Raw genomic sequence first — 21,633 nt, 5'->3', positions numbered from 1 at the left:
GCCCCATGGCCGGTAACAGGGAGCGGGTGCGGGTTGCGGGGCGCGAACTGACCCTCACCAACCTGGACAAAATCATCTACCCGGAAACCGGTACCACCAAGGCGGACGTCCTGGCGTATTACGCCGCGGTGGCCCACGTCCTGATCCCGGCCGCCGCCAACCGTCCGGCCACGCGCAAGAGATGGGTCAACGGGGTGGGCACTGCGGACAAACCCGGGGAGGTGTTCTTCCAGAAGGACCTGGAGGATTCGGCTCCCGGCTGGCTGCCCAGGGCGGCGATCACGCACAAAGACCGGACCATCTTCTATCCCATGGTCAACGATGCCGCCACCCTGGCCTGGTTCGGCCAAATCAATTCCCTGGAAGTCCACGTGCCGCAGTGGCGGGTGGACTCCCACGGCAACCAACTCAACCCGGACCGGCTGGTGCTGGACCTGGACCCGGGGGACGGCGCCGGCCTGCCGGAATGCCGCGAGGTGGCCCTCCTGGCGCGGTCCATCCTGCAGGACGTGGGACTGGACCCGGTGCCGGTGACCAGCGGCAGCAAGGGCATCCACCTCTATGCAGCATTGGACGGGACCCAGACCTCTGGGCAGATCTCCGCTTTCGCGCGGGAACTGGCCCGCGCCCTTGAGGCCGACCACCCGGACCTGGCCGTGAGCGACATGAAGAAGTCGCTCCGCAAGGGCAAGGTGCTGGTGGACTGGAGCCAGAACAACGCGGCGAAAACCACGGTGGTCCCCTACTCGCTGCGTGGCAGGCCCACGCCCATGGTGGCTGCACCGCGGACGTGGCGGGAAATCGATTCTCCCAAGCTGAAGCACCTCGACTACCAGGAAGTGCTGCGCAGGGTGCGGGATGGCAAAGACCCGTTCGCCGCCGTCGTCAACGCTGCGGCAGGCGCAGCGGAGGCCAGCCCGGACCACGGGGAAACACACCACGACGGCGACCCGCGACTGGGCAAGTACCGCGCCATGCGCGACCGCCACGCAACGCCGGAGCCGTTCGCGGGGATCCCGGCAGGCGGGAACAGCTTTGTCATCCAGGAGCACCACGCCAGCCGGCTGCACTACGATCTCCGGCTGGAGCACGAGGGGGTGCTGGCATCCTGGGCCCTGCCCAAGGGCGTCCCCGAATCCGGCGGGAAGAACCACCTTGCCGTCCAGACTGAGGACCATCCCATGGACTACCTCACCTTCCACGGGACCATCCCCAAGGGGCAGTACGGGGCGGGCACCATGAACATTTGGGACACCGGCACCTACGAGTCGCACAAGTGGATCAACGGCAAGGAAGTCATCGTCACCCTGACCGGGTCGGAAGGCGGCGGGCTGGGCGGCAGCAAGAAGGTAGCGCTTATCCACACCGGGCGCGGCCAGGGGAAGGACGCCGAGGGGCAGTGGCTGATCCACCTGATGGAGCAGGAGCACCCGGGCGGACGACGGCGGCACGCGCCTGCCCAGGCGGCGCCGCCAGAGCAGGAGGCGGCCCCGCAAGGAACGAAAGCCGGCGACGGCGGGACGGCGCCACCCAGGGAGGCCGGACCTGACGCACCGGACGCTCCCACCGCTGCGGATCCCCTGGAATACCAGCCCATGATGGCCACGTCCGGGACCCCCGCCGACCTGCAGGGCAGCTCATGGCAGTACGAGCTCAAATGGGACGGCGTCCGTGCCCTGATGGTGGCTGACAGTGAGAGGGTGCGGATCTTCTCCCGCAATGGCAACGACGTCTCCCGGACCTACCCCGAGCTGACCGAACGGGCGTGCTGGCCGGAGCAGCCGTTCGTGGCAGACGGTGAGATCATCGCGCTCGGGCCCGGCGGCAGGCCTGATTTTGGGCTGCTGCAGGGCCGGATGAAGCTGGCCCGGGCCGCCGACGTCGCCAAGGCCCGCACGGCGATCCCGGTCCAACTGATGCTGTTCGACCTCCTGTTCGACGACGGAAAGGACCTCCGGCGCCTGCCGCTCAGCACGCGGCGCCGCCGGCTGGAGGAGTTCTTCCGGCCGTCCGGCTGCCCGGTTAACCTGTCGCCCGTCCTGGACGAGGCCCTCAAGGACCTGCTCGACAGCGCGCAGGAGCTGGGGCTTGAGGGTGTCATGGCCAAACGGACGGACAGCCGTTACGTGAGTGGCCAACGGACGCGGACGTGGATCAAGCTCAAGACAGAGCAGACCCAGGAAGTGGTGGTGGGTGGCTGGCGGCCGGGAAAAGGTGGCCGCCAGGACACCGTGGGATCGCTGCTGGTGGGGATTCCCGACGGCGACAAGCTTCAGTACGTGGGCCGCGTCGGCTCTGGTTTCAGCACCCGCGAACTGGCGGAACTGCGGCAGACCGTGGAACGGCTGGGCCGGAAGGCATCGCCTTTCCATGATGTTCCCCGCCCCGATGCCGCGGACGCCCACTGGGTGTCACCGGAGCTTGTGGGCGAGGTGGCCTACAGCGAGTGGACCGGGCCGGGAAGGCTGCGGCATCCTCGGTGGCGGGGCTGGCGCGTGGACAAGGACGCATCGGACGTGGTTCGGGAAGGCTGACCCGGGGTTACGAGGAGTGCGGCATCTGCGGGCGTCCGGTGCGGTGGACCGCCGTCACAGCGGCTTCGTGTCCCGTCCGGCCATGCCCGGCGTCCCGGTCCTTGGGGTGCCGACGCTTCCCATAGCCGTCCGGCCACCCGCCCTGCTCTGCCAGGGGCACGCCCCCGGTTGCCGGCGGACCGGGTGCCACGGGCGTGTCCATGGCTGCCGCAAGGTGGTCCGCCACCTCAGGCTTGATGTGGAACTGGCTGGACTCTTCGCCCATAGTGGTACTTCCCTTCTTTCCTTCGTTCTTCCTTGAAACGAAACGCCAACGAAAGCGCCCGGGCGTGCGCGGACTAGTACCCGGAAAGAAGTGTGTTCATCGCTCTACCATAGGCACGTCGGAGGCTCCTGTGAACCCCCTCCAAGGTCCGTGGCCGGGGTCACTTTCTCGGCCACATCCGCGGCGAAAAATGCCCGGAAAGGGACCAAACGCAAAAAAGTTCGGCAACAACCCGGTTCATCAGCCTGCTTCCCAATGATGGCGCGGGAAAAGCGGGGGAAAAAGCCTGTGGATCAATCCCCGTATGGGGGTGTAAACGGCCGTATCCTAGGCCATCCGGCGGGCCTACGGTACTGATCTCCCGTAAAATTGAAGGCCTGCCCGGAGCGGGGCAGCTACAAGTCGCAAGCAAATGACCTCCACAGGAGTTGCCCAAATGCCCACAGACCGAAGCAGGACCGACTCTCCAGCAGGCGCCAGGAACGCCAGCGGAACAGACCCGGCAGCCCCCACGGCTGCCAAGAAGCCCAGGCTGCTGCCACGCCGCCGGCTCAAGGAATCCGATGTCAATGTGGTGGACCAACCGATGCTCAAAAAGGCACTCGGTGGAACAATCGTTGGCAACACCATGGAATGGTACGACGTAGGCGTCTTCGGCTACCTCATCACCACCATGGGCCCGGTATTCCTCCCCGAATCCGATCCCACAACCCAGACGCTGTTCCTGCTGGGAACCTTCGCCGCCACCTTCATCGCCCGCCCCCTGGGCGGCGTGATCTTCGGCTGGCTGGGCGACAAGATGGGCCGCCAGAAGATCCTGGCCACCACGCTGATGATCATGGCGGCCAGTACCTTCGCCGTCGGCCTCCTGCCCGGTTACGCCCAGATTGGACTGTGGGCGGCCGCGCTGCTGGTGCTCCTCAAGGTGGTCCAGGGCTTCTCCACCGGCGGTGAGTACGCCGGTGCCACGACTTTCGTCAGCGAATATGCCGCTGACAAGCGCCGCGGCTTCTTTGCCAGCTTCCTGGACCTGGGCAGCTACCTGGGCTTCGCCATTGGTGCCGCCCTGGTTTCGGTCCTGCAGCTGACCCTGGGCCAGGACACCATGGTGGACTGGGGCTGGCGCATCCCGTTCCTGGTGGCAGGTCCGCTGGGCCTGATCGCCGTCTACTTCCGGAGCAAGATCGAGGAATCGCCGCAGTTCCAGGCCACCCTTGACGCCCAGGAGGAGCAGGCCAAGAACGCATCCGCTGGTGACACGGCCACGGCCAAGGGTCCTGTGGGGATCGTCAAGGCCTACTGGCGGCCCATCATCGTTGCCATGGTGGTTGTGGCCGCTGCCAACACAGCCGGTTACGCACTGACGTCCTACATGCCCACGTACCTCACAGAGTCCAAGGGCTACGACGAAGTCCACGGCACGCTGCTGACAATTCCGGTGCTGGTGGTCATGAGCCTCTGCATCCCGCTGACGGGCAAGCTGTCCGACCGGATCGGTCGCCGCCCGGTGCTCTGGATTGGCGCCGTGAGCACCATCGCCCTGGCCATCCCGGCCTTCCTGCTGATCGGCGTTGGACAGATCTGGTCCACCCTGGCGGGGCTGGCCCTGGTTGCCTTCCCCGTAACCTTCTACGTGGCAAACCTGGCCTCGGCGCTGCCGGCCCAGTTCCCCACGTCCAGCCGCTACGGAGCCATGGGCATTGCCTACAACTTCGCGGTGGCCATATTCGGCGGGACCACCCCCTTCATCGTGGCCGCGCTGATCAGCGCCACCGGCAACGACATGATGCCCGCCTACTACCTGATGGCCACCTCCCTGGTGGGCGCCGTAGCCATCTACTTCCTGAAGGAATCCGCCAACCGGCCCCTTCCGGGCTCCATGCCGAGCGTTGACACCCGGGCAGAGGCAAAGGAACTGGTGGCTACCCAGGACGAGAACCCGCTGATCAACTTGGACGAACTGCCGTTCGAAACCCAGGACGCCGCTGATTCCCAGGCACACCGCGGGGTTCCGGCAGGGGCATAGCGCCATCCGCCCGGGCACTCTTGTAGCCCACGCTCACAGGCCCGTCCCGCGTGCTTCCTTGGGGGAAGCATGCTGGGGACGGGCCTTTGCGTGGCCGCCGGATGTCGGTTCGTGTCTGCCGGCAATGTGACTCTGCCTGATGCCCGGTGATACGTTCGCAAGGGCCCCAGGGCTGCCGCAGGACAAGGAAAACAGGACGGGTCGGGACATGAAGCACGTGGTGGCGCAGCTGCGCGCACTGCATCGGCTGGAACCGGCCACCAATGACCACCTTGCCGCGCTCCGCGTGGCCCTCAGCGTGGCTGTGCCCTCGCTGCTCCTGCTTGCCGCAGGCCATACCAACCTCATTATCTACGCGGTGTTCGGCGCATTGACCGGCATGTACGGCCGCCTGGAACCGCACCAGCTGCGGCTCCGCCACCAGGGGCAGGGTGCCCTGGTGCTGCTCAGCGGGGTTGCCGTGGGGGTAGCGCTGTCCGTCAACCACATCCACTCCTGGTGGCTGGTGGCCGTGGAAGCAACCCTGGCCGGGGTGGGCTCGGTGTACTCGGACCGGGTACACCTGAAACCGAACGGGCCCTTCTTCGGCATCCTCGCGCTGGGTGCCTGCGCCTCCGTTCCCGCCGCAGTTCCCTGGTACGTGGCCATGCTCATCGCGGCGGCCTCATCAGTGTTCTCCATCCTGATCGGCTTCAGCGGCTGGGTGCGGAGCAGGTCATGGGAGCCCGGGGCAACCAGGAACATGCCATCCCGCTCGTCGGCACGGCGGCGGGAACTGTCGGTCCACGCCGCGCGGTACGTACTGGCGGTGGGCGCTGCCGGCACGGTGGGCGTCATCAGCGGCACCGGCCACCCGCACTGGGCCATGGCTGCCGCCGCAGTACCGCTCGCCGGGGCAGACCTGCCCAGCAGCGTCCGGCGGGGTGTCCACCGCATCGTGGGGACGTTGCTGGGACTGGCGGTCACCGCCGTGGTCATCCTTCCGGGGCCGTGGGCCTTGGCAGCGCTGTACCCCCGGCTTCAGGAGCCGGCACACCAGGCCGCCGTGCTGGCCCTCCTGGTGATCCTCTTCCAGTTCGCCACCGAACTGTTCATGACCAGGCACTATGGCCTGGCGATGGTCTGGTTCACTCCGGTCATCCTGCTGATAACCCAGCTGGCCTCCCCGATCGAACCGGGGACCCTGATCGTCGAACGGGCGGTAGAGACACTGGTGGGCGCTCTGCTGGGGATCCTGGTGGTGGTAGCCGTCCGGCGGTCCGGTTCGCGCACGCGGAAGGTTGCCCCGGCACATCCGGCCGGGGCCGCACCCCTACTTCGGTTTCCGCGCCGGCCCCGCCATTAGCCGCGCCGGGGCAACCCTGGCTACTGCGGCCACCACCTTGTAGCGCCTGGACGGGACGGACACCGCTTTGCCCTTCTCGTTGTCCGCCAGGCCCTCACGGACAACCCGCTCCGCGCGCAACCACGTCCAGGACGGAGCCACCGACTTGTCCATCCCCATCCGGTCGTGGAATTCGGTATGTGTGAAGCCGGGGCAGACGGCCGTGACCTTGATGCCGCGTTTCCGGTAGGCCAGGTTCGCCCAGCGGCTGAAACTCACCAGCCAGGCCTTCGCTGCCGAATAGGTCCCGCGGGGCAGGAAGGCTGCCACGCTGGCCACGTTGATGATCCTGCCCTCCCCGCGCTCCAGCATGCCCTTCAGGGCCGCGTGGGTGAGCACCATGGACGTTTCGGCGTGCAGTTTAAGGTGCTTTTTCTCGTCCGCAGCATGGTTGTCCTCGAAGTTGTGCAGCAGGCCGATCCCTGCGTTGTTGACCAGGATCCCCACCGGCCGCTGGGTGTCTTCAAGGCGTTCGACGACGGCAGCGACGTCATCGTCGTCCGTCAGGTCTGCGGGAAGCACCTCAGCCGTGATTCCATAGCGCCGCCGCAGGTCCTCCGCCGCCTCTGCAAGCCGGGACGCGTTACGCGCCACGAGGACCAGATCGTGGCCCTGGCCCGCGAGCTGCTTGGCGAATTCGTGGCCTAGCCCGGCGCTGGCCCCGGTGACGAGTGCTGTTGTTCGGGAGCTTGATGGCGTCATGCTGCCAGCCTAGCCAGAGAGCGCCGTGCCGCGCCAAGACCGCTAGGCTGGTGCCTCCGGCAGCCGGCCCGGCTGCTGCCATGAAGGGGGATACATGGACCAGCAACAATCCGGAGCACTCGGCTTCCGCGAAGTGGACAGGGACGGAAACCCGGTACCGCCCGAGGTGGAAGGTGAGGAACCTGCGGGAAGGCTCAAGTCCTGGCCCGCGCCGAACCCATTCATCATTGCCTTGTGGCTGATTGCTGCAGGGCTGATCGCCGGCGGCCTGGCAGCGCTTATTGGCGGTCCCATGTCGGTGGGCATGGCTGACAGAGCCACGGTGCCGTATCTGGTCTTCGCATTTGCGCCGCAGGGTGTGACCGGAGGGATTGGCATCATCCTTGCGCTGCTCTTCTGGCATGCCTGGCAATGGCAGCGCCGGCGCTGCTAGACCGGGCTATCCAAGACGGGACTTGTGCATCAATTAGTAAGCATGCTTTGCTTATGGGGTAGATGAACCTCCGCAAGCAGTTCGCGGCGGGGCTGCCGATGCTGGCGGTTCCGTGAAAGAAGCCCAAGGAAGAACATAATGACCACCGCAATGGAAGACCAGCCAACAGCGCTTGGGGAGCGCAGCGAGGAAGCCGCGCAGCTCCTGACCGCCACCATACCCGTGGACGCTGGACTGCTGATGACCCTGAACTCGCGCATGCACTGCCGCACGCCAATGCAGCGCGTTGACCACGATGAACTGCCGCTCCGGCAGCCCGTGTACGTTGACGGGGACTCCGTGGTCGCCCTGCGGCCCGGGTCGGTCCCGGACAGCATCGTCACCTATCGTTGCGCCTGCGGCTTCACCCTCGACGACCCGGGCACCGCAATGACGGTCAGCGACCAGGCCCTCGCCAGCTGACCCCTGGCCTGTGTGGCCTCCGGCGGATTCCCGTCAGCGATCCGGCCAATCGACGAACTGTTCGTAGCCTTCATGCTTGCGGAGGTAGCTGGAGATGAACGGGCAGTGCGGGATGATGCGCTTGCCGGTGGCCACCACGTCGTCCAGGGCAAAGTGCGCCAGGACCTTGCCAAGGCCCTGTCCTTCAAAGTCGTCCCCGGTCTCGGTGTGGGTGAAATCGATGTGCCCGGGAAGGTCGCGGAAGAAGGCCTCCACAGCCAGCCTGCCATCCACCAGGAGCTCGTACCGGTGCTGCGTATCGTTGCGGCGCAGGGTGACATTGGCTGTGAACTTGTCCTCTGCGGACGTGGTGTTCTCGGTCATGGTTCGACACTGGCACTACTTCACCCCGCTGGCAATGCCCCTTCTGCCTTGCCGTCGCCGGCCCGGATGCCGCCGCAGCGGCGGAACGCCGCCCAGCACCACCGTCGCCACCGAAAAACACACCGCGCCTCCTGCCAGCAGCCCTAAGGACAGTCCGTTAAGGGCAGCGTCCGCCACGGGAATGAAGACCACCACGACGGCGGCCCCCGCCACGGCGGGCCGGGAGCGGAAGGCGTGCGCCGCCGTCGTCCGTTCCTCCAGGCGGCCAAAGGCCGCCACCACCGGCAGGAGCAGGAGGACCAGCGCCAGGACCACCACAGGCCGCGACCACCACCACTCAGGGGTGCCGGCGCCCGGTTTGGGGATCGGCGCGAGGAGCAGCAGTCCAGACATGCCCGCCAGCAGCGGCAGGTGCCACAGGTACACCGTCAGGGACCTGCTGCCGGCCAGTGCCAGGACGCGTGCGATCCAGCGGACCCCAGCCAGGGGTACCAGGACCGGCCTGGCCAGTTCCATCACGGCCAGCTGCGAAACGCCCAGGATCACCAGGGACAGGTTGGGCGGGTTGAGGTTGACCAGCATGTTTCCGGTGTAGAGCCCCAGACCGGTCACAAGCCCCAGCAGCAGGTGCGCCGCCACCGCGAGGCCCAGCAGCCCCGAACGGGAGAGGCGGGAAAAGTAGCCGTCTGCGGCAAGGAAACCCAGTTGCTGGACCGTGCACCACACGAACACCAGGTTCGCATTGGCAAGTTCAGGCAAGGCAGCCCGGAGGCAATCCACGGCGACCACCAGCCCCGCAAGCAGGCCGAAGGTCAACCACGGCGCGCGCGCATGGAGCGAAGCAAGTGCCGGAATGTTCAGCTGTGCCGCGAGGTAGGCCGCCAGGAACCACAGGGGCATGGCCGCGCCGGCGGCAATGAGCTGGACCACCTGCCGGTCCACGCCGAGTGCGCCCGCAACGGACAGGCCAGCCACCATGGTGGCGAGCAGGGCGGCGGCAGGGCGGACCAGGCGAAGGAGCCGGGCGCGGATGAACTCGGCCGGCGTCCCACCGGCCGCTTTGAGCCGGCGCCAGGATTGGAGGCCGGTGACGCCCCCCGTGACGAAGAACAGGGGCATGACCATGAAGATCCAGATGACGGGCTCGAACCAGCGCTGATCGCCGAGGGTGTTCTCGGTTGTCACGGTCCCGTCCGGGTGCAGGACCGGGCTGACCATCATGGAGTGCCCCACCACCACCAGTGCCAGGCAGATGAACCGGACAAGGTCGATGGCCGGATCACGGTTTGCCGTGTCCGCCCCGGTTGCTGTCCCCTGCCTGCCGGTACTTCGCACGGGATCCTACAAAGACTCGGCGCTGCCCACGGCACCATTGTGCCCCTGTTGCCGGCCCAATTTTACGGACTTTGTGCCCGTGGTGACCCTTTTTGCTGCGATATGGCCAGCAGGACCAGTACGACGGCGAGCAGCGGCGTGGTGCCCAGTGTTACGGCAGCGGTGAGGTACTTACGTCCGGTGAAGGCCAGGACCGTTGCTTGATCCTGTCCTCCCCGGAGTTTTTGGCTGCTTCCCTACCGTGCCAGCGTGGCCAGCGTGGTGGCGGCGAAGCCCTTCGCCGACTGGTTCCACATGGCCAGCAGGGCCTGCAGGTTTTCGCCGTCCGCGCGGTGGGCGGGAAGCTGGTCCTGGAGGGTGGCCAGGACACCGGTCCGCAGTTCAGTGTTGAAATTGACCTTGCCAACGTTCATGGCTGCCGCTTTGACCAGCTCTTCGGCCGGGATGCCGGAGGCGCCGTGCAGCACCAGCGGAATGTGGATCCGCGCCGCGATGTCCTGCAGCACGTCCCAGCGCAGGCGTGGCTCGCCCTTGTACTTGCCGTGGACATTCCCGACGGCGACGGCCAGCAGTTCCGCGCCGGTGCGGGACACGAAGTCCTCCACCTGCGCGGAATCCGTCAGCCCCGCCACATCCACGCCGGACTGTCCGGCCGGCTGGTCCGTGCCCGTCGGGTCGGTGCCGAACGCGCGGTCCTCGTCGCCTGCCAGGCCGCCCAGTTCCGCTTCAAGCACCACGCCGGCACCCAGCAGCGCGCGGGCCGCCTGGACCAGCGCGATGTTCTCCTCGTAAGGAAGGGACGAACCGTCGGCGAGGACCGAATCCGCCCCGGCCGCGACGGCGTCGACCATGACCTTGAGATCGGACGCGTGGTCAAGCTGCACCGCGACGGGCACCGTGGCAGCATCGGCCAGGCCGCGCAGGGCAGCGATGAGCCGGAGTCCGTTCGGCGTGGCGGCCGTCTTGGGTGCCACCAGGAGGATCACGCCCCGGCCGGATTCCTCGGCGGCGCCCACCACGGCCAGCGCGGTGGTGAAGTCATAGCAGGTGAAGGCGGGCACCGCGGAACCCTGCTGCAGGGCGGAGGTGACCAGGTGGTCCAGTCGGGTACGCATCAGGCGCCCAGGCCTCCCACCAGGATCCAGGCAACGAAGGTCAGCGCGAAGCCGGCCAGGCCCAGGACGGTGGTCAGGACCGTCCAGGTCTTCAGGCCGTCCGAAACCGTGAGCCCGTAGTAGCGGACCACCACCCAGAAGCCGGCGTCGGTCACGTGGGACAGGCCCAGGGCGCCGAAACCGATGGCGATCACGATCACGGCGATCTGCGCGGGGCTGTAGCCGCCGCCGCTGACCGCTGCGGACAGCAGGCCGGTGGTGGTCACGATGGCCACGGTGGCCGACCCCTGGGCGGCGCGCAGGGCCAGCGAGATGATGAATCCGAGGAGCAGCAGCGGCACGCCGAGCGTGTCCAGGGTCTTGGACAGTGCGGACCCGATGCCGGAGACCTGCAGTACATTGCCGAACACCCCGCCGGCGGCCACCACCATCAGGATGGAGGCGATGGGAGGCAGGGACCCTTCGAAAATCTCACCTGTTTCCCGGAAGGACCAGCCGCGACGGACGGCCAGCAGGAAGAAGGACAGCGCGACAGCGACCAGCAGTGCCAGGAACGGGTTGCCGATGAAGGATGCCAGGCCGTACAGGGGGTCGCTCTTGGGGATGACGAGCGTGCCGACGGTGCCGAGCAAGATCTGCACGATCGGCGCTGCGATCAGGAAGATGATCAGGCCGGGGCGGGGCGGTGCGATGGCGGCGGCGCCAGGGCCGTCATGTCCCACTTTGACCAGCGAGTCGGAACCGAACTCTTCAACCTGGGCCTTCACCGCCGGCAGCAGTTCGTAGTCCTTGCGGTTCATGATGGATGCCACCCAGTAGGAAAGGAAGCCCAGCGGCACGCAGATCAGGAGCGAGATCAGGGCGATGAGTCCGATGTCGGCTCCGAGCACGCCGGCGCCGGCAACGATGCCTGGGTGCGGCGGGACTGCGACGTGGATGGAGAGCATGATGCCGGCCATGGGAAGGCCGAACTTGACCGGGTGCACCTTGGCGATCTTGGCGAAGGCGTACACGATTGGCACCAGCACGATGATGCCCACCTCGAAGAAGACGGGGATGGCCACCAGGAAACCGACGGCGGTGAGCGCCACGGCCACGCGGCGGGCGCCGAGCTTGCGGGTGAAGTGGTCCGCGAGCGACTGGACGCCACCAGACACCTCGATCATGCGGCCCAGCACGGCACCGAGCGCGATCAGGATGGCGACTTTGCCCATGGTGCTGCCCACGCCGCTGGATACCACGGTGAAGATGTCCTGCAGCGGGATGGTGGCGGCCACGGCCACCAGGATGCTGACGGTGAGCAGGGCCACGAAAGCCTGGATCTTGAAGCGGATGATCATCACCAGCAGGATGGCGATGCCAACGGCCGCGATGGTGAGCAGCAGCGGGGTGCCCAGCTCAACGGCGGGCTTGATGGCCGGGGCGTCGGCCGCCCGCTGGATAAGCGGGTTGATCAGGTGGTTCACGGGGAGGTGTCTCCTTTGACGTGCCGGCCCTTGGGCAGGGCGGCATCAGGGGTTTATCGGTGGTGCCTGGCGGCCGGGAACCGCAGCGGCACCGTGTGGAACGCTGGGAGGGACGGCGACGGCGGAGGGGGGACCGCCGTCGTCGTTCCTTTCAGGGAGGAGGGGCTACTTGGTGCGCTTGGCGGGGGCGACCACCTTGATGACGGCGGAGTCATCGGCGGCGGCGAGGCCCTGGGCCTGGCCCAGGAGGTAGAGCTGCTCGGCTGCGGCGGCGACGGGGGCTGCCAGGCCGGCGGCGCGGGTGGCCTTGCCCACGATGCCCATGTCCTTGACGAAGATATCCAGGCGGGACAGGACCTCGGCTCCGTCCTCGTTGTAGGCCTCCAGGATGCGGGGGCCGCGGTTGGAAAGCATGAACGAACCGGCGGCGCCGGCTTCCAGGGCGGCGAGGGTCTTGGCCTGGTCCAGTCCCAGGGCGTCGGCGAGGGCCAGGGCCTCGGCGGCGGCCGCGATGTGGACGCCGCACAGGAGCTGGTTGACGGTCTTCAGGGCCTGGCCGTCGCCGGGGTTGTCGCCCACGACCGTGAGCGTGGAGGCGAGCAGGTCCAGCGCGGGGGCCGCTTTTTCGCGGGCTTCGGGGGAAGCTCCGACGACGATCAGCAGGTCGCCTTCGCCGGCGCGCTTGGGGCCGCCGGACAGCGGGGCGTCCACCAGGTCCACACCGTATTCCGCCAGTTTGGCCACGGTGGCGGGGATGGCGTCGGTGCCCACGGTGCTGCCGAGGATGACGACGGCGCCGGGCTCGAGCACGGAAGCCACGCCGTTCTCGCCGAAGAGGACGTCGTTGAGCTGTTCGCCGTTGCGGACGGCAAGGAGCACGGCGTTGGCACCCTTGGCGGCTTCGCGGGCGGTGGTGAAGGTGGCGATGCCGGCTTCTTCAGCGAGCTTGAGGCGCGGCTCGGCGATGTCAAAGCCGTGGACGGTCAGCTGGGAGGCCAGGCGGGTGGCCATGGGCAGGCCCATGGCGCCGAGGCCCAGGACGGTGACGGTGTAGTTGCTGGTCATGGTGTTCTCCGTTGAATTTTTGGGGGCTGCTAAAAGCTATTGCTGAGCTTGCGGGTGACCTGGGCCAGTGAGTCGTCGTCGCCCACGTTGCCGGCGAAGACGATGTACGGGATGCCCTTGGCGGGTCCGTCCACCGGTTCCCAGAGGCTGACGATGCCGGGGAGCATGGGGCCGCGGACAATGGCGTGCCGGATTTCCAGGCCGTGCGCCGCGACGTCCGAGGAGGTGATGCCGCCCTTGGCGATGACGAAGCGCGGCGGGAACGTCTTCAGGGTGCGGTTGACGACGTTCACGACGGCGGCGGAAACGGTGCGGGCGATCCGCAGGCTTTCCGCGGGGTCGTCCGTCTTGATGAGCAGGCGGCTGGTGTGGACGATGACGTCCCCGGCGCGGAGGGCGTCGACGACCGCGTCCACCGTCTGGTCCAGGTGCTTTTGGGCGTCGGTTTCATCGCCAAGGAGCTTTTCGACGTCGATCTCGATGATGCGTGCTGAGCTGTGTTCTGCCGTGAGGACGTTGAGTTGGCGCGTGGTGAGGCCGACGTGCGAGCCCACCACGATCAGGCCGCCCGCTTCGGACGGGGTGTTTCCCGCGTAGGCCTCTTCGGCGGTCAGCGCAGCGCGGATTTCCTGGCCAATGCGGCCGCGGACGAACGGGGGACCCACCCGGTAGAGGAGCTTCTTGCCGCGGCGTTCGGCTTCTTCGAGGCCCAGGGCCAGGGCACGGAAGTCGTTTTCGGTGACGATGTCAGCCACGATGGGCGTGGAGTCGGTGGCACGCTCTATGGCGTCTGCGATGGCCTTGGCGGAGATGGCGGGGTCCTGCGCGGAAGCACCTGCCCGGATGATGTTCAGGTCCAGGACGATCACTGAGTCTGCGGGGAACCTGCCCTGCGACTTCTCTGCGACGTAGTCGGCCATGACGGACGTGCTGAAGCCGAAGGACGCGTCCTTGGCGAACTCGGTCCCGGAGACCGGGACCAGGGTGCCCTTGGCGTCGCCGGTGCCGCGCATGTAGTGGACGCCGCCGATGGTGAGCCGGCCGGCGTCGGGGAACGCCGGGACCAGGACAACGCCGTCGGTCTTTTCTCCGCTGACCTCGGCAACAGTGGCCGCGATGACGTCCGGTTCAAGAGGGTAGTGCCCGCGGAGGGTGGAGTCGCTGCGGCTGACGAAACCCAGGCGCAGCTTCTCCTGCTGTCCTGCTGCCGCCAGGGCGTTCCGGACCACTTCCTCGTTGCGGGCCGCCGCCTCTGCGGGGTCAAGGCTGCGGGTATTGGTCAGGACGTACACCGCGGGCTTGCCCTGGCCGAAGGCCCAGGCGAAGTCCTGCACTTCCCAGCTGGTGAGCACGGGCAGGTCTGCCACTGACTGCGTTCCGGTGGGGTCGTCGTCGAGCACTACCAGGACGCGGGGAACCGCCGCGTTGGAGGCGGCCAGCGTGCCGGCAACCAGCCGGGCGGGAATCTCGAGGTCTGCCGGATAGGCGGCCAGAACGTCTGCTTCATGCGTCACAGTGCACTCCGTTGTGTTGCGATCCGGGTTCACGGATCCTGATGTAAAGGTAACTGTAAGATGTCTGACATCTTGCATTTGAAAAATCAGTGTGGCACACGGCATACGGACGCGCAAGTACACTTGTCTGACATATCCGCCACGCGTGGGCCAGGAACAGTGATCAGGGGGCAGCATGGCAAGGAAGTCACTGGTAGGTGTGGTGGCCGACGAACTGCTGGACCGCATCATCGAAGGGGAATTCCCGCCCGGCTCCACCGTTCCCGGCGAGCACGAACTGAGTGCGCGCCACGAGGTCAGCCGCATGACGGTTCGCGAAGCCATGAAGACGCTGCAGGCCCAACGGATCCTGAGCGTGGAGCGCGGCCGGGGTACGTTCGTTAATCCCCTCAGCCGCTGGGCCTCACTGGAAGCCGTGCTCCGCGCGGCGTCTGAAGGCAAGAATGACGCCGACGCCTCCATCCAGCTCATCGAGCTGCGCCGCATGCTCGAAACGGGAGCCTGCGAGCTAGCGGCCGGCCGGATCGCGGAGGAGGACATCGCCTCCCTCTTCAACTACATTGCGGCCATGAAGGCCGCCCACAGCATCAACGACGTCGCTGCGTTCGTAGCGGCGGACCTCGCGTTCCACGACGTCATCCTGGGCGCGTCCGGGAATGTCTTCGTGTCGGTCCTGTTTGAGCCGCTGCACCGCGTGCTCGAAAAGCGCAGGACCGAGACCTCTGCCGTTCCGGCAATCCAGGAGCACGCCATCGGGCACCACCAGAACATCGCCGACGCCCTGGAGTCCCGCGACGCCGTCCGGTCCCGGGACGCCATGGACGCCCACATGCAGCAGACCCTCGACGACCTCAAGCAGCTGGTGCTGGAAGCCAAGTAGCCCCTCCCCCGTTCGGTGTTTTGGCTGCTGAACGTCCAATAATTGTCTGGGCATGCTCCGAAATCGCACGCTCAGAGCGAAGCATGAACGCTTCGGGCATATCCAGGACAGCTCTGGGGGGCGTAGTGTGACCCTTAACAGTCATTCGTGACGAGCACCCCGCTCGCTGGGAACACGCACGGCCGTGGTTCCGTTTCAGGCCTCCGCTGAAGCAGCAGTTGCAACAGGTGCCCTATGCCAACAGTTGAATTCAGTCCCACGCCCGGACAAGAACCGAAGGAGCAGGGCCAAGGCCCGGCGGCCGGCCACGGACCGGGTCGTCCACAGGGAATCCGGCGACAGGCCGAAACCATCATCGATACCGTGATTCAGTCCGGACCCGTGCGCGACCGGGAACAACTCGCGGTGTACGTAGAAATGTTTCCGGACCAGCCGGAGGTCGCTGTGGCCCGCTTTTTGCAAGAAGTTCGACCCCGCATCGCCGACTACACCGACCCGGTAATCTGAGCGCGCCGTCTCGTGTGGGCACTCCCTGCGCACTGCCCGCCCGTCTCTACGTGAAACCTCCTGATGTTTGTGATGCAGCAGAAAACAGGACGAGCACGTGAATTCACCCTCGCTCTCGGGAATGACCTGGATGATGAGTTTCTTCATGTGAAAGATCGGCACCGGGAACCTCCACGCCGTCGACATTCTCTGCTTCCTCGAGTTCGGGGACAGCTGTCCGGTAACCCTTTGGAATTCCGCGCAGCGCGGACTGGACCGAAGCCCGGTATGCTCAACCGCACCTTCGTGCGCTCCTGTTCCGGGAAGGGATTTGCCCCGGCAACGTGGGGATGAGGCCGGTCCGGCCGTGGCGTAAAGGGAGTTGAGTTGGCGGTTAAGGATTCGAGCGATGCCGCGCTTGAGGGATCTGCGGATTTCGCGGTAGCTGCGGCCTTCTTGGGTGCGTTAGGCGACGTACTCCCTAGGTCCGGTTGGTTTCGCGGGAAGCACGGGCCTGCTGGTGGCGGTAGGGCGTTGCGCGGCTCCATCCGACGAGCCGGGCAGGAGGTACCACGCGGGTATAACCCACAAGCTTCTAGTCAAGCCACCGACGTGGGACAGGCCAACGTCGCGCGCTCCACCCAGCGCGGACAAATCGGGGGAAACGCACCCTAAGGGGCAATTGTTTTTCGAGTCACGCGCCAGGCAGAACGACCGGCATCAACACGCCCTGGTCCCAGACCAACCACTGCAAGACTCACAGCCTTTATTGGGCACGCATCCGAACTTGAGCAGCGCGGAGGTCGGCTTATCTGCCCAAAAACTCCAGGGGTTGTTGCTTTCGGCCCTAATTCCCCGTGGCCCTGTTCAATGCTCCCGCAGTCCTACTAGGCTTCAGGGACGGCCCGCAACCGGGAGCATCGACGACCACGAGGAGCGAAGTTGTCCAACCACACGTACAGCATTTCTGAAATTGTCGGCACCTCCACCCAAGGCGTGGACGACGCTGTCCGCAACGGTATTGCCAAGGCGTCCCAGACTTTGCGGAACCTCGACTGGTTCGAGGTCAAGGAGGTCCGCGGCCACCTGGAGGACGGCAAGGTGGCGGACTGGCAGGTCACCATCAAGATCGGCTTCCGCCTGGAAGAGCACTAGACCAAAACTGACCCGCAGCCATCGCGTTTCAACAACGTTGGCTGCGGGCCAGTTTTGTTTTAAGCGGGTTCTAGTTCGCCGTGCCCGGGCTGCGCCGCCGCCACACCGTCGGGACGCCGTCGAACGCAGGGAACACGTTCCCCTCAAAGAAGGACAGGACGGTGTGGGGGTCCAGGTCCGGGCTCCAGAGACCCGAAACGGGGCAGTGCGAACCGGTGGCGGTGGAGCCGGCAGCCGCCTGACGCTCCTTCAGCAGGGCGATGCGTTTCATCGTTGGAACCATCCTGGGGTGATAGAAGACTGGGCGCGGGGAGCAGTACTCCCACCCTAGGAAAGGGGAAACCCACGCACCAATGGGCGGGTGGCCAGAATCCACCCCTCCGGCTGGACGAATGTACAGTGGCGTGGCGCCCCCGTCAGCCCGCGTCGCCGCTTTCGGCCCCGGCGGGGGCCCGCTCCGGGGTAACATCCGGCGCCGCGCCGAGGCTGCCCAGCAGTGCCAGGGCGTCCGACGACGGCGATCCCGGCCGGGCGGAATACACCCTGAGCGTTTGGTCGGCGTCCTCCGGCAGGACAAGGTTTTCAAAGTTCAGTTCCAGGTCCCCCACCGCAGGATGGTGCAGCCGTACAGTTCCCGCGGAGCGGGTGGCCACCCGGTGCCCTGCCCACCACTGGCGGAAGTGTTCGCTGTGGACGGCCAGTTCACCCACCAGGTGGTTGGCCTGCGGATCATTGGGGTGCCGCCCCACGTCCAGCCGAAGGGATCCGGCCGCTTCAGCGGCCACTGTCTTCCAGTCCCTGAAGAGCTCCCGGGCGGCGGAGTCCAGGATGGTCCAGCGGGTGAGGTTCCGCTCCGCGGCCGGCAGCGCCGGGAAATCGGCGAAGAGCAGGAACGCCAGCCTGTTGCCGGCCAGGACATCACTGCGCCGGCCCAGCACCATGGCGGGCACGTCCCCCACCGCGTCGAGGAGTTGGCGCAGTGCGGGACGGACGCCCTGCGTGGCGCTGGCGCCCGGCTCCCGGGGAGAACTGGCGCAGTTCTCGAGCAGGTCCATCATGTGCGCGTGCTCGCTGCTGTCCAGGCGCAAGGCCCGGGCCACCGCGTCAAGGACCGTACGCGAGGGGTGGATGTTGCGGCCCTGCTCCAGCCGGACGTAGTAGTCGGTGCTGACTCCGGCCAGCCGCGCCACTTCCTCCCGCCGCAGGCCGGGGACCCGTCGGGCACCCGTACTGGGACCCGTTCCTGCCACCTCCGGACTCAACCGGGACCGCATGGCTTTGAGGAACTTTCCGAACTCGGCGCTTTGACCCATGCAGACCATTCTGCCTGCGATGGGCACTCCGCTCTACAACAAAAGGTAGGACTGGCAGTCCTAGGAAAAACAGGATCAGCCATACCTGCTGACTTAGTGCTGAAAGGTGCATAGGCTCAGGAGTGAGCCAGCGGAAATCGCTTTCTCCCGATCGAGCAGTCGGCACCGATTTCCAGCATTTCCATCTCCAAGGAGCACACCCATGTCAGAGCTGACCCTCAACAACGGCGTCACCATTCCCCAGCTTGGCTTCGGCGTTTTCCAGGTCCCGCCGGAAGACACGCAGCGGACCGTGGAGGACGCGCTGGAAGCGGGCTACCGCCACATTGACACCGCCGCCGCCTACCGGAACGAGGCAGGAGTGGGGGCAGCAGTCGCCGCCACCGGCATCGCACGCGATGAAATCTTCGTTACCACCAAGCTCCGCAACGGCGAGCAGGGCCGGGCACAGGAGGCGTTCCAGAACAGCCGCAAGGCACTTGGCCTGGACTTCATCGACCTGTACCTGATCCACTGGCCGGTCCCTTCCCAGGGCTTGTTCGTCCAGGCCTGGAAGGAGATGGAGCGGCTCTACGAGAACAAGGAAATCCGCGCCATCGGCGTCTCCAACTTCCTCTCCGACCATCTGGACACCCTGCTGGAGTCCGCCGAAACCGTGCCGGCCGTCAACCAGATCGAACTTCACCCCAGCTACCAGCAGGCAGACCTGGCGGCCAAGTGCCGGAGCCTGGGGATCGCTGTTGAGGCCTACAGCCCCCTGGGCCAGGGCGGTGACCTCAACGGAAATGCCGTCACCGGGATCGCCAACGCCCACGGTGCCACCACCGCCCAGGTGGTGCTCGCCTGGCACCTTGCCAACGGAAACATCGTCATCCCCAAGTCCGCGAACCCTGGCCGGATCCGGGAAAACTTCGCGGCCTCGTCCCTCACGCTGTCCGACGACGAACTTACCGCCATCACCGCGCTGGAAGCCGGGGCCCGCATCGGCTCCGATCCCGCCGTCGCCTCTTTCACCCAGATGTAGGTTCCAGCAGGCCCAACCAGCGGTTCGTCAAGATTCCCCATTGAAAGGATTTTCCATGCAGTACACCCACCTGGGCCGCTCCGGCCTGAAAGTCTCCCGACTCTGCCTGGGCACGATGAACTTTGGGCCGCAGACCGAGGAAGCGGACGCCCACAGCATCATGGACTCCGCCCACGCCTCGGGCATCAACTTCTTCGACACAGCCAACGTGTACGGCGGGGCAGACCACCGCGGCTGGACCGAGGAGATCATTGGGCGCTGGTTCGCCAAGGGCGGCGAGCGCCGCGAGCACACCGTCCTGGCCACCAAGCTCTACGGCACCATGACGGACCGGCCCAACGAGTCCAAGCTCTCGGCACTGAACATCCGCAGGGCCCTGGATGCGAGCCTCAAGCGGCTGCAGACGGACTACATCGATGTGTACCAGTTCCACCACATCGACCGTGACACACCGTGGGACGAGATCTGGCAGGCCATCGAGGTGGCGGTGCAGCAGGGGAAGATCCTGTACTCCGGCAGCAGCAACTTCGCCGGCTGGCACATCGCCCAGGCCCAGGAAGCGGCGCGGCGCCGGAATTACACCGGGCTGGTCAGCGAACAGTCCATCTACAACCTGTTCATGCGGCAGGTGGAGCTGGAAGTCATCCCGGCGGCGCAGCAGTACGGCCTGGGCCTGATCCCTTGGTCGCCGCTGCAGGGCGGCCTGCTGGGCGGCGTGCTGAAGAAGGAGCGCCAAGGTGTGCGCCGTACCGAAGGACGGGCCGCCGAGACGCTGAAAAAGCATGAAGACCAGATCCGCCAGTACGAGGACTTCGCGGACGAACTGGGCCACGAACCCGGCGACGTCGCCCTCGCCTGGCTCCTGCACCAGCCCGCAGTGACCGCCCCGATCGTCGGCCCGCGCACGCAGGAACAACTGGATGCCGCCATCCGCGCCCTGGACGTCACTCTCGACGCAGACGCGCTCAAGCGGCTTGACGACATCTTCCCCGGCCACCGCACGGCACCGGAAGACTACGCGTGGTAACCCCACACGCAACCGATACGGTGGCGCCGAGGAGCATCCTCTTTATCGGCGGCACCGGGGTCATCAGCGCGGCGGCGGCTGAACGCGCCGTCGCGCTGGGCCACCGGCTGACCATCCTGAACCGGGGCAAGTCCACCAGGCCCGTCCCGGAGGGGACTGAAGTGCTGCAAGCGGATGTCCGCGATGCGGCGGCTGTCCAGGAGGTGCTGGGCAGCAGGGAGTTCGACGCCGTCGCGGACTTCATCTCCTACACCCCGGACCAGGCGCAAACCAGCTTGGAGCTGTTCCGCGAGCGGACCGGCCAGTACGTCTTCATCAGCTCAGCCTCCGCGTACCAGAAGCCGCCCACCAGGCTGCCCATCCTGGAGTCCACGCCGCTGAAGAACCCCTTCTGGCAGTACTCGCGGGACAAGATCGAGTGCGAGGAACTGCTCTTCCGGGCCTACCGGGAGCAGGACTTCCCAGTGACAGTGGTGCGGCCGTCGCACACCTATGACCGCACCAAGATCGCCATGGTGGGCGGCTGGACCGACATCCACCGCATGCGCAACGGCCTGCCGGTCATGGTCCACGGCGACGGCACGTCACTGTGGACGCTGACGCACAGCAGGGACTTCGCGAAGGCCTTCGTCGGCCTGCTCGGAAGGCCCCAGGCCGTGGGCGAGAGCTACACCATCACCTCGGACGAGTACCTGCCCTGGAACCAGATCTACCGGCTGTTTGCCCGGGCAGCAGGCGCCGGGGAGCCGGAACTGGTGCACGTGGCGTCCGAAACCATTGCTGTCCACGACGCCGAACTGGGTTCCAACCTCCTGGGCGACAGGTCCCATTCGGTGGTCTTCGACAACACCAAGATCAAATCCCTGGTCCCGGACTACACCGCCACCATCCCGTTCGCGGACGGCGCCCGGGAAATTATCGAATGGTACGACAGCCACCCCGAGCTGCAGCAGGTGGACGAGGCCTATATGCAGCTGTCCGACAAGCTCATAAACTGGTCCCGGCAGGGCGCCTGAGCCGCTGATGTCCCCTCATGGCTGGTCTGCCGCCCGGCGGCAGGCCAGCCGGCGGATGGCTGCTGTGC

The 21,633-nt window shown here is 66.5% G+C and carries 21 protein-coding genes and 1 pseudogene; 11 read left to right on the top strand and 11 right to left on the bottom strand.

What is annotated here, in order from left to right; genetic code table 11:
• Window positions 1-5 precede the first annotated feature (5 nt).
• A complete protein-coding gene (locus IEW19_RS15495) occupies window positions 6-2,534 on the top strand; it encodes an ATP-dependent DNA ligase (RefSeq protein ID WP_188572503.1) in 2,529 nt (842 codons plus the stop codon).
• Between the two features lie 7 nt (window positions 2,535-2,541).
• On the opposite strand, the gene IEW19_RS15490 is transcribed toward IEW19_RS15495, so the two are convergent.
• On the bottom strand, window positions 2,542-2,799 hold the full coding sequence (locus IEW19_RS15490) for a hypothetical protein (protein WP_188572502.1): 258 nt from the start codon (window positions 2,797-2,799) through the stop codon (window positions 2,542-2,544).
• Window positions 2,800-3,235: 436 nt separating this feature from the next.
• Between IEW19_RS15490 and IEW19_RS15485 the strand changes: the two genes are divergently transcribed.
• Window positions 3,236-4,825: an MFS transporter gene (locus IEW19_RS15485; protein ID WP_188572501.1), complete on the top strand. Its 1,590-nt coding sequence runs from the start codon at window positions 3,236-3,238 to the stop codon at window positions 4,823-4,825.
• A 208-nt stretch (window positions 4,826-5,033) separates the two neighbouring features.
• On the top strand, window positions 5,034-6,170 hold the full coding sequence (locus tag IEW19_RS15480; RefSeq protein WP_188572500.1) for an FUSC family protein: 1,137 nt from the start codon (window positions 5,034-5,036) through the stop codon (window positions 6,168-6,170).
• Here IEW19_RS15480 and IEW19_RS15475 read toward each other — a convergent pair.
• Window positions 6,138-6,911: an SDR family NAD(P)-dependent oxidoreductase gene (locus IEW19_RS15475; protein WP_188572499.1), complete on the bottom strand. Its 774-nt coding sequence runs from the start codon at window positions 6,909-6,911 to the stop codon at window positions 6,138-6,140. The genes IEW19_RS15480 and IEW19_RS15475 overlap by 33 nt on opposite strands.
• Before the next feature lie 94 nt (window positions 6,912-7,005).
• Here IEW19_RS15475 and IEW19_RS15470 point away from each other — a divergent pair, with 94 nt between their 5' ends.
• Both IEW19_RS15470 and IEW19_RS15465 read left to right on the top strand, forming a co-directional pair.
• Window positions 7,006-7,344 (top strand): hypothetical protein, encoded by a 339-nt coding sequence (locus IEW19_RS15470; protein ID WP_188572498.1) that lies wholly within the window; start codon window positions 7,006-7,008, stop codon window positions 7,342-7,344.
• A gap of 138 nt (window positions 7,345-7,482) precedes the next feature.
• The gene (locus IEW19_RS15465) at window positions 7,483-7,806 is read left to right on the top strand and encodes a hypothetical protein (RefSeq protein WP_188572497.1); all 324 of its coding nucleotides are present in this window, start codon (window positions 7,483-7,485) and stop codon (window positions 7,804-7,806) included.
• Between the two features lie 33 nt (window positions 7,807-7,839).
• Here IEW19_RS15465 and IEW19_RS15460 read toward each other — a convergent pair whose 3' ends face one another.
• The 6 genes from IEW19_RS15460 to IEW19_RS15435 form a co-directional block, all read right to left on the bottom strand.
• Window positions 7,840-8,169 (bottom strand): GNAT family N-acetyltransferase, encoded by a 330-nt coding sequence (locus IEW19_RS15460; protein ID WP_188572496.1) that lies wholly within the window; start codon window positions 8,167-8,169, stop codon window positions 7,840-7,842.
• Between the two features lie 15 nt (window positions 8,170-8,184).
• Window positions 8,185-9,504: an acyltransferase family protein gene (locus IEW19_RS15455; RefSeq protein WP_188572495.1), complete on the bottom strand. Its 1,320-nt coding sequence runs from the start codon at window positions 9,502-9,504 to the stop codon at window positions 8,185-8,187.
• A gap of 236 nt (window positions 9,505-9,740) precedes the next feature.
• Window positions 9,741-10,619, bottom strand: a complete 879-nt coding sequence (locus tag IEW19_RS15450; RefSeq protein WP_188572494.1) for a class II fructose-bisphosphate aldolase — start codon at window positions 10,617-10,619, stop codon at window positions 9,741-9,743.
• Window positions 10,619-12,085, bottom strand: a complete 1,467-nt coding sequence (locus tag IEW19_RS15445) for a GntP family transporter (protein WP_188572493.1) — start codon at window positions 12,083-12,085, stop codon at window positions 10,619-10,621. Before IEW19_RS15445 ends, IEW19_RS15450 begins: the two co-directional genes overlap by 1 nt.
• Window positions 12,086-12,250: 165 nt before the next feature.
• On the bottom strand, window positions 12,251-13,150 hold the full coding sequence (locus tag IEW19_RS15440) for an NAD(P)-dependent oxidoreductase (RefSeq protein WP_188572492.1): 900 nt from the start codon (window positions 13,148-13,150) through the stop codon (window positions 12,251-12,253).
• Between the two features lie 29 nt (window positions 13,151-13,179).
• Window positions 13,180-14,664 (bottom strand): four-carbon acid sugar kinase family protein, encoded by a 1,485-nt coding sequence (locus IEW19_RS15435; RefSeq protein WP_188572491.1) that lies wholly within the window; start codon window positions 14,662-14,664, stop codon window positions 13,180-13,182.
• A 175-nt stretch (window positions 14,665-14,839) separates the two neighbouring features.
• Here IEW19_RS15435 and IEW19_RS15430 point away from each other — a divergent pair, with 175 nt between their 5' ends.
• The gene (locus IEW19_RS15430) at window positions 14,840-15,544 is read left to right on the top strand and encodes a FadR/GntR family transcriptional regulator (RefSeq protein WP_188572490.1); all 705 of its coding nucleotides are present in this window, start codon (window positions 14,840-14,842) and stop codon (window positions 15,542-15,544) included.
• Window positions 15,545-15,778: 234 nt separating this feature from the next.
• Entirely contained in the window at window positions 15,779-16,051 is a 273-nt protein-coding gene (locus IEW19_RS23590) for a hypothetical protein (RefSeq protein WP_229748506.1), read from the top strand.
• A 30-nt stretch (window positions 16,052-16,081) separates the two neighbouring features.
• Here the strand turns inward: IEW19_RS23590 and IEW19_RS24420 are convergent.
• A pseudogene (locus IEW19_RS24420) lies at window positions 16,082-16,432 on the bottom strand (DUF4193 family protein); the annotation flags it as partial.
• A gap of 540 nt (window positions 16,433-16,972) precedes the next feature.
• Here IEW19_RS24420 and IEW19_RS15420 point away from each other — a divergent pair.
• Window positions 16,973-17,185, top strand: a complete 213-nt coding sequence (locus IEW19_RS15420) for a dodecin (protein ID WP_141944225.1) — start codon at window positions 16,973-16,975, stop codon at window positions 17,183-17,185.
• A 70-nt stretch (window positions 17,186-17,255) separates the two neighbouring features.
• Here IEW19_RS15420 and IEW19_RS15415 read toward each other — a convergent pair whose 3' ends face one another.
• Both IEW19_RS15415 and IEW19_RS15410 read right to left on the bottom strand, forming a co-directional pair.
• The gene (locus tag IEW19_RS15415) at window positions 17,256-17,456 is read right to left on the bottom strand and encodes a hypothetical protein (protein ID WP_188572489.1); all 201 of its coding nucleotides are present in this window, start codon (window positions 17,454-17,456) and stop codon (window positions 17,256-17,258) included.
• Window positions 17,457-17,601: 145 nt separating this feature from the next.
• Entirely contained in the window at window positions 17,602-18,498 is an 897-nt protein-coding gene (locus IEW19_RS15410) for a helix-turn-helix domain-containing protein (protein WP_188572488.1), read from the bottom strand.
• A gap of 202 nt (window positions 18,499-18,700) precedes the next feature.
• Here IEW19_RS15410 and IEW19_RS15405 point away from each other — a divergent pair, with 202 nt between their 5' ends.
• The 3 genes from IEW19_RS15405 to IEW19_RS15395 are packed head-to-tail and all read left to right on the top strand — an operon-like array spanning window position 18,701 to window position 21,565.
• A complete protein-coding gene (locus IEW19_RS15405; RefSeq protein WP_188572487.1) occupies window positions 18,701-19,522 on the top strand; it encodes an aldo/keto reductase in 822 nt (273 codons plus the stop codon).
• Between the two features lie 55 nt (window positions 19,523-19,577).
• Window positions 19,578-20,549, top strand: a complete 972-nt coding sequence (locus tag IEW19_RS15400; protein ID WP_018763738.1) for an aldo/keto reductase — start codon at window positions 19,578-19,580, stop codon at window positions 20,547-20,549.
• Window positions 20,543-21,565 carry an SDR family oxidoreductase gene (locus tag IEW19_RS15395; RefSeq protein ID WP_188572486.1) on the top strand — a complete coding sequence of 341 codons (1,023 nt, stop codon included), beginning with the start codon at window positions 20,543-20,545 and terminating at the stop codon, window positions 21,563-21,565. Before IEW19_RS15400 ends, IEW19_RS15395 begins: the two co-directional genes overlap by 7 nt.
• Window positions 21,566-21,633 lie beyond the last annotated feature (68 nt).

This window comes from Arthrobacter liuii (genome assembly GCF_014639275.1).
GTDB lineage: Bacteria > Actinomycetota > Actinomycetes > Actinomycetales > Micrococcaceae > Arthrobacter > Arthrobacter liuii.
Note: the sequence above shows the minus strand (reverse complement) of the source record. Positions and strands in the feature narration are given on the sequence as shown.

Excerpts from the sequence above, each read along its gene's own strand:
- IEW19_RS15495 (WP_188572503.1), top strand. The coding sequence starts at position 6 with ATGGCCGGTAACAGGGAGCGGGTGCGGGTTGCGGGGCGCGAACTGACC.
- IEW19_RS15490 (WP_188572502.1), bottom strand. The coding sequence starts at position 2,799 with ATGGGCGAAGAGTCCAGCCAGTTCCACATCAAGCCTGAGGTGGCGGAC.
- IEW19_RS15485 (WP_188572501.1), top strand. The coding sequence starts at position 3,236 with ATGCCCACAGACCGAAGCAGGACCGACTCTCCAGCAGGCGCCAGGAAC.
- IEW19_RS15480 (WP_188572500.1), top strand. The coding sequence starts at position 5,034 with ATGAAGCACGTGGTGGCGCAGCTGCGCGCACTGCATCGGCTGGAACCG.
- IEW19_RS15475 (WP_188572499.1), bottom strand. The coding sequence starts at position 6,911 with ATGACGCCATCAAGCTCCCGAACAACAGCACTCGTCACCGGGGCCAGC.
- IEW19_RS15470 (WP_188572498.1), top strand. The coding sequence starts at position 7,006 with ATGGACCAGCAACAATCCGGAGCACTCGGCTTCCGCGAAGTGGACAGG.
- IEW19_RS15465 (WP_188572497.1), top strand. The coding sequence starts at position 7,483 with ATGACCACCGCAATGGAAGACCAGCCAACAGCGCTTGGGGAGCGCAGC.
- IEW19_RS15460 (WP_188572496.1), bottom strand. The coding sequence starts at position 8,169 with ATGACCGAGAACACCACGTCCGCAGAGGACAAGTTCACAGCCAATGTC.
- IEW19_RS15450 (WP_188572494.1), bottom strand. The coding sequence starts at position 10,619 with ATGCGTACCCGACTGGACCACCTGGTCACCTCCGCCCTGCAGCAGGGT.
- IEW19_RS15440 (WP_188572492.1), bottom strand. The coding sequence starts at position 13,150 with ATGACCAGCAACTACACCGTCACCGTCCTGGGCCTCGGCGCCATGGGC.
- IEW19_RS15430 (WP_188572490.1), top strand. The coding sequence starts at position 14,840 with ATGGCAAGGAAGTCACTGGTAGGTGTGGTGGCCGACGAACTGCTGGAC.
- IEW19_RS23590 (WP_229748506.1), top strand. The coding sequence starts at position 15,779 with ATGCCAACAGTTGAATTCAGTCCCACGCCCGGACAAGAACCGAAGGAG.
- IEW19_RS15415 (WP_188572489.1), bottom strand. The coding sequence starts at position 17,456 with ATGAAACGCATCGCCCTGCTGAAGGAGCGTCAGGCGGCTGCCGGCTCC.
- IEW19_RS15410 (WP_188572488.1), bottom strand. The coding sequence starts at position 18,498 with ATGGGTCAAAGCGCCGAGTTCGGAAAGTTCCTCAAAGCCATGCGGTCC.
- IEW19_RS15405 (WP_188572487.1), top strand. The coding sequence starts at position 18,701 with ATGTCAGAGCTGACCCTCAACAACGGCGTCACCATTCCCCAGCTTGGC.
- IEW19_RS15400 (WP_018763738.1), top strand. The coding sequence starts at position 19,578 with ATGCAGTACACCCACCTGGGCCGCTCCGGCCTGAAAGTCTCCCGACTC.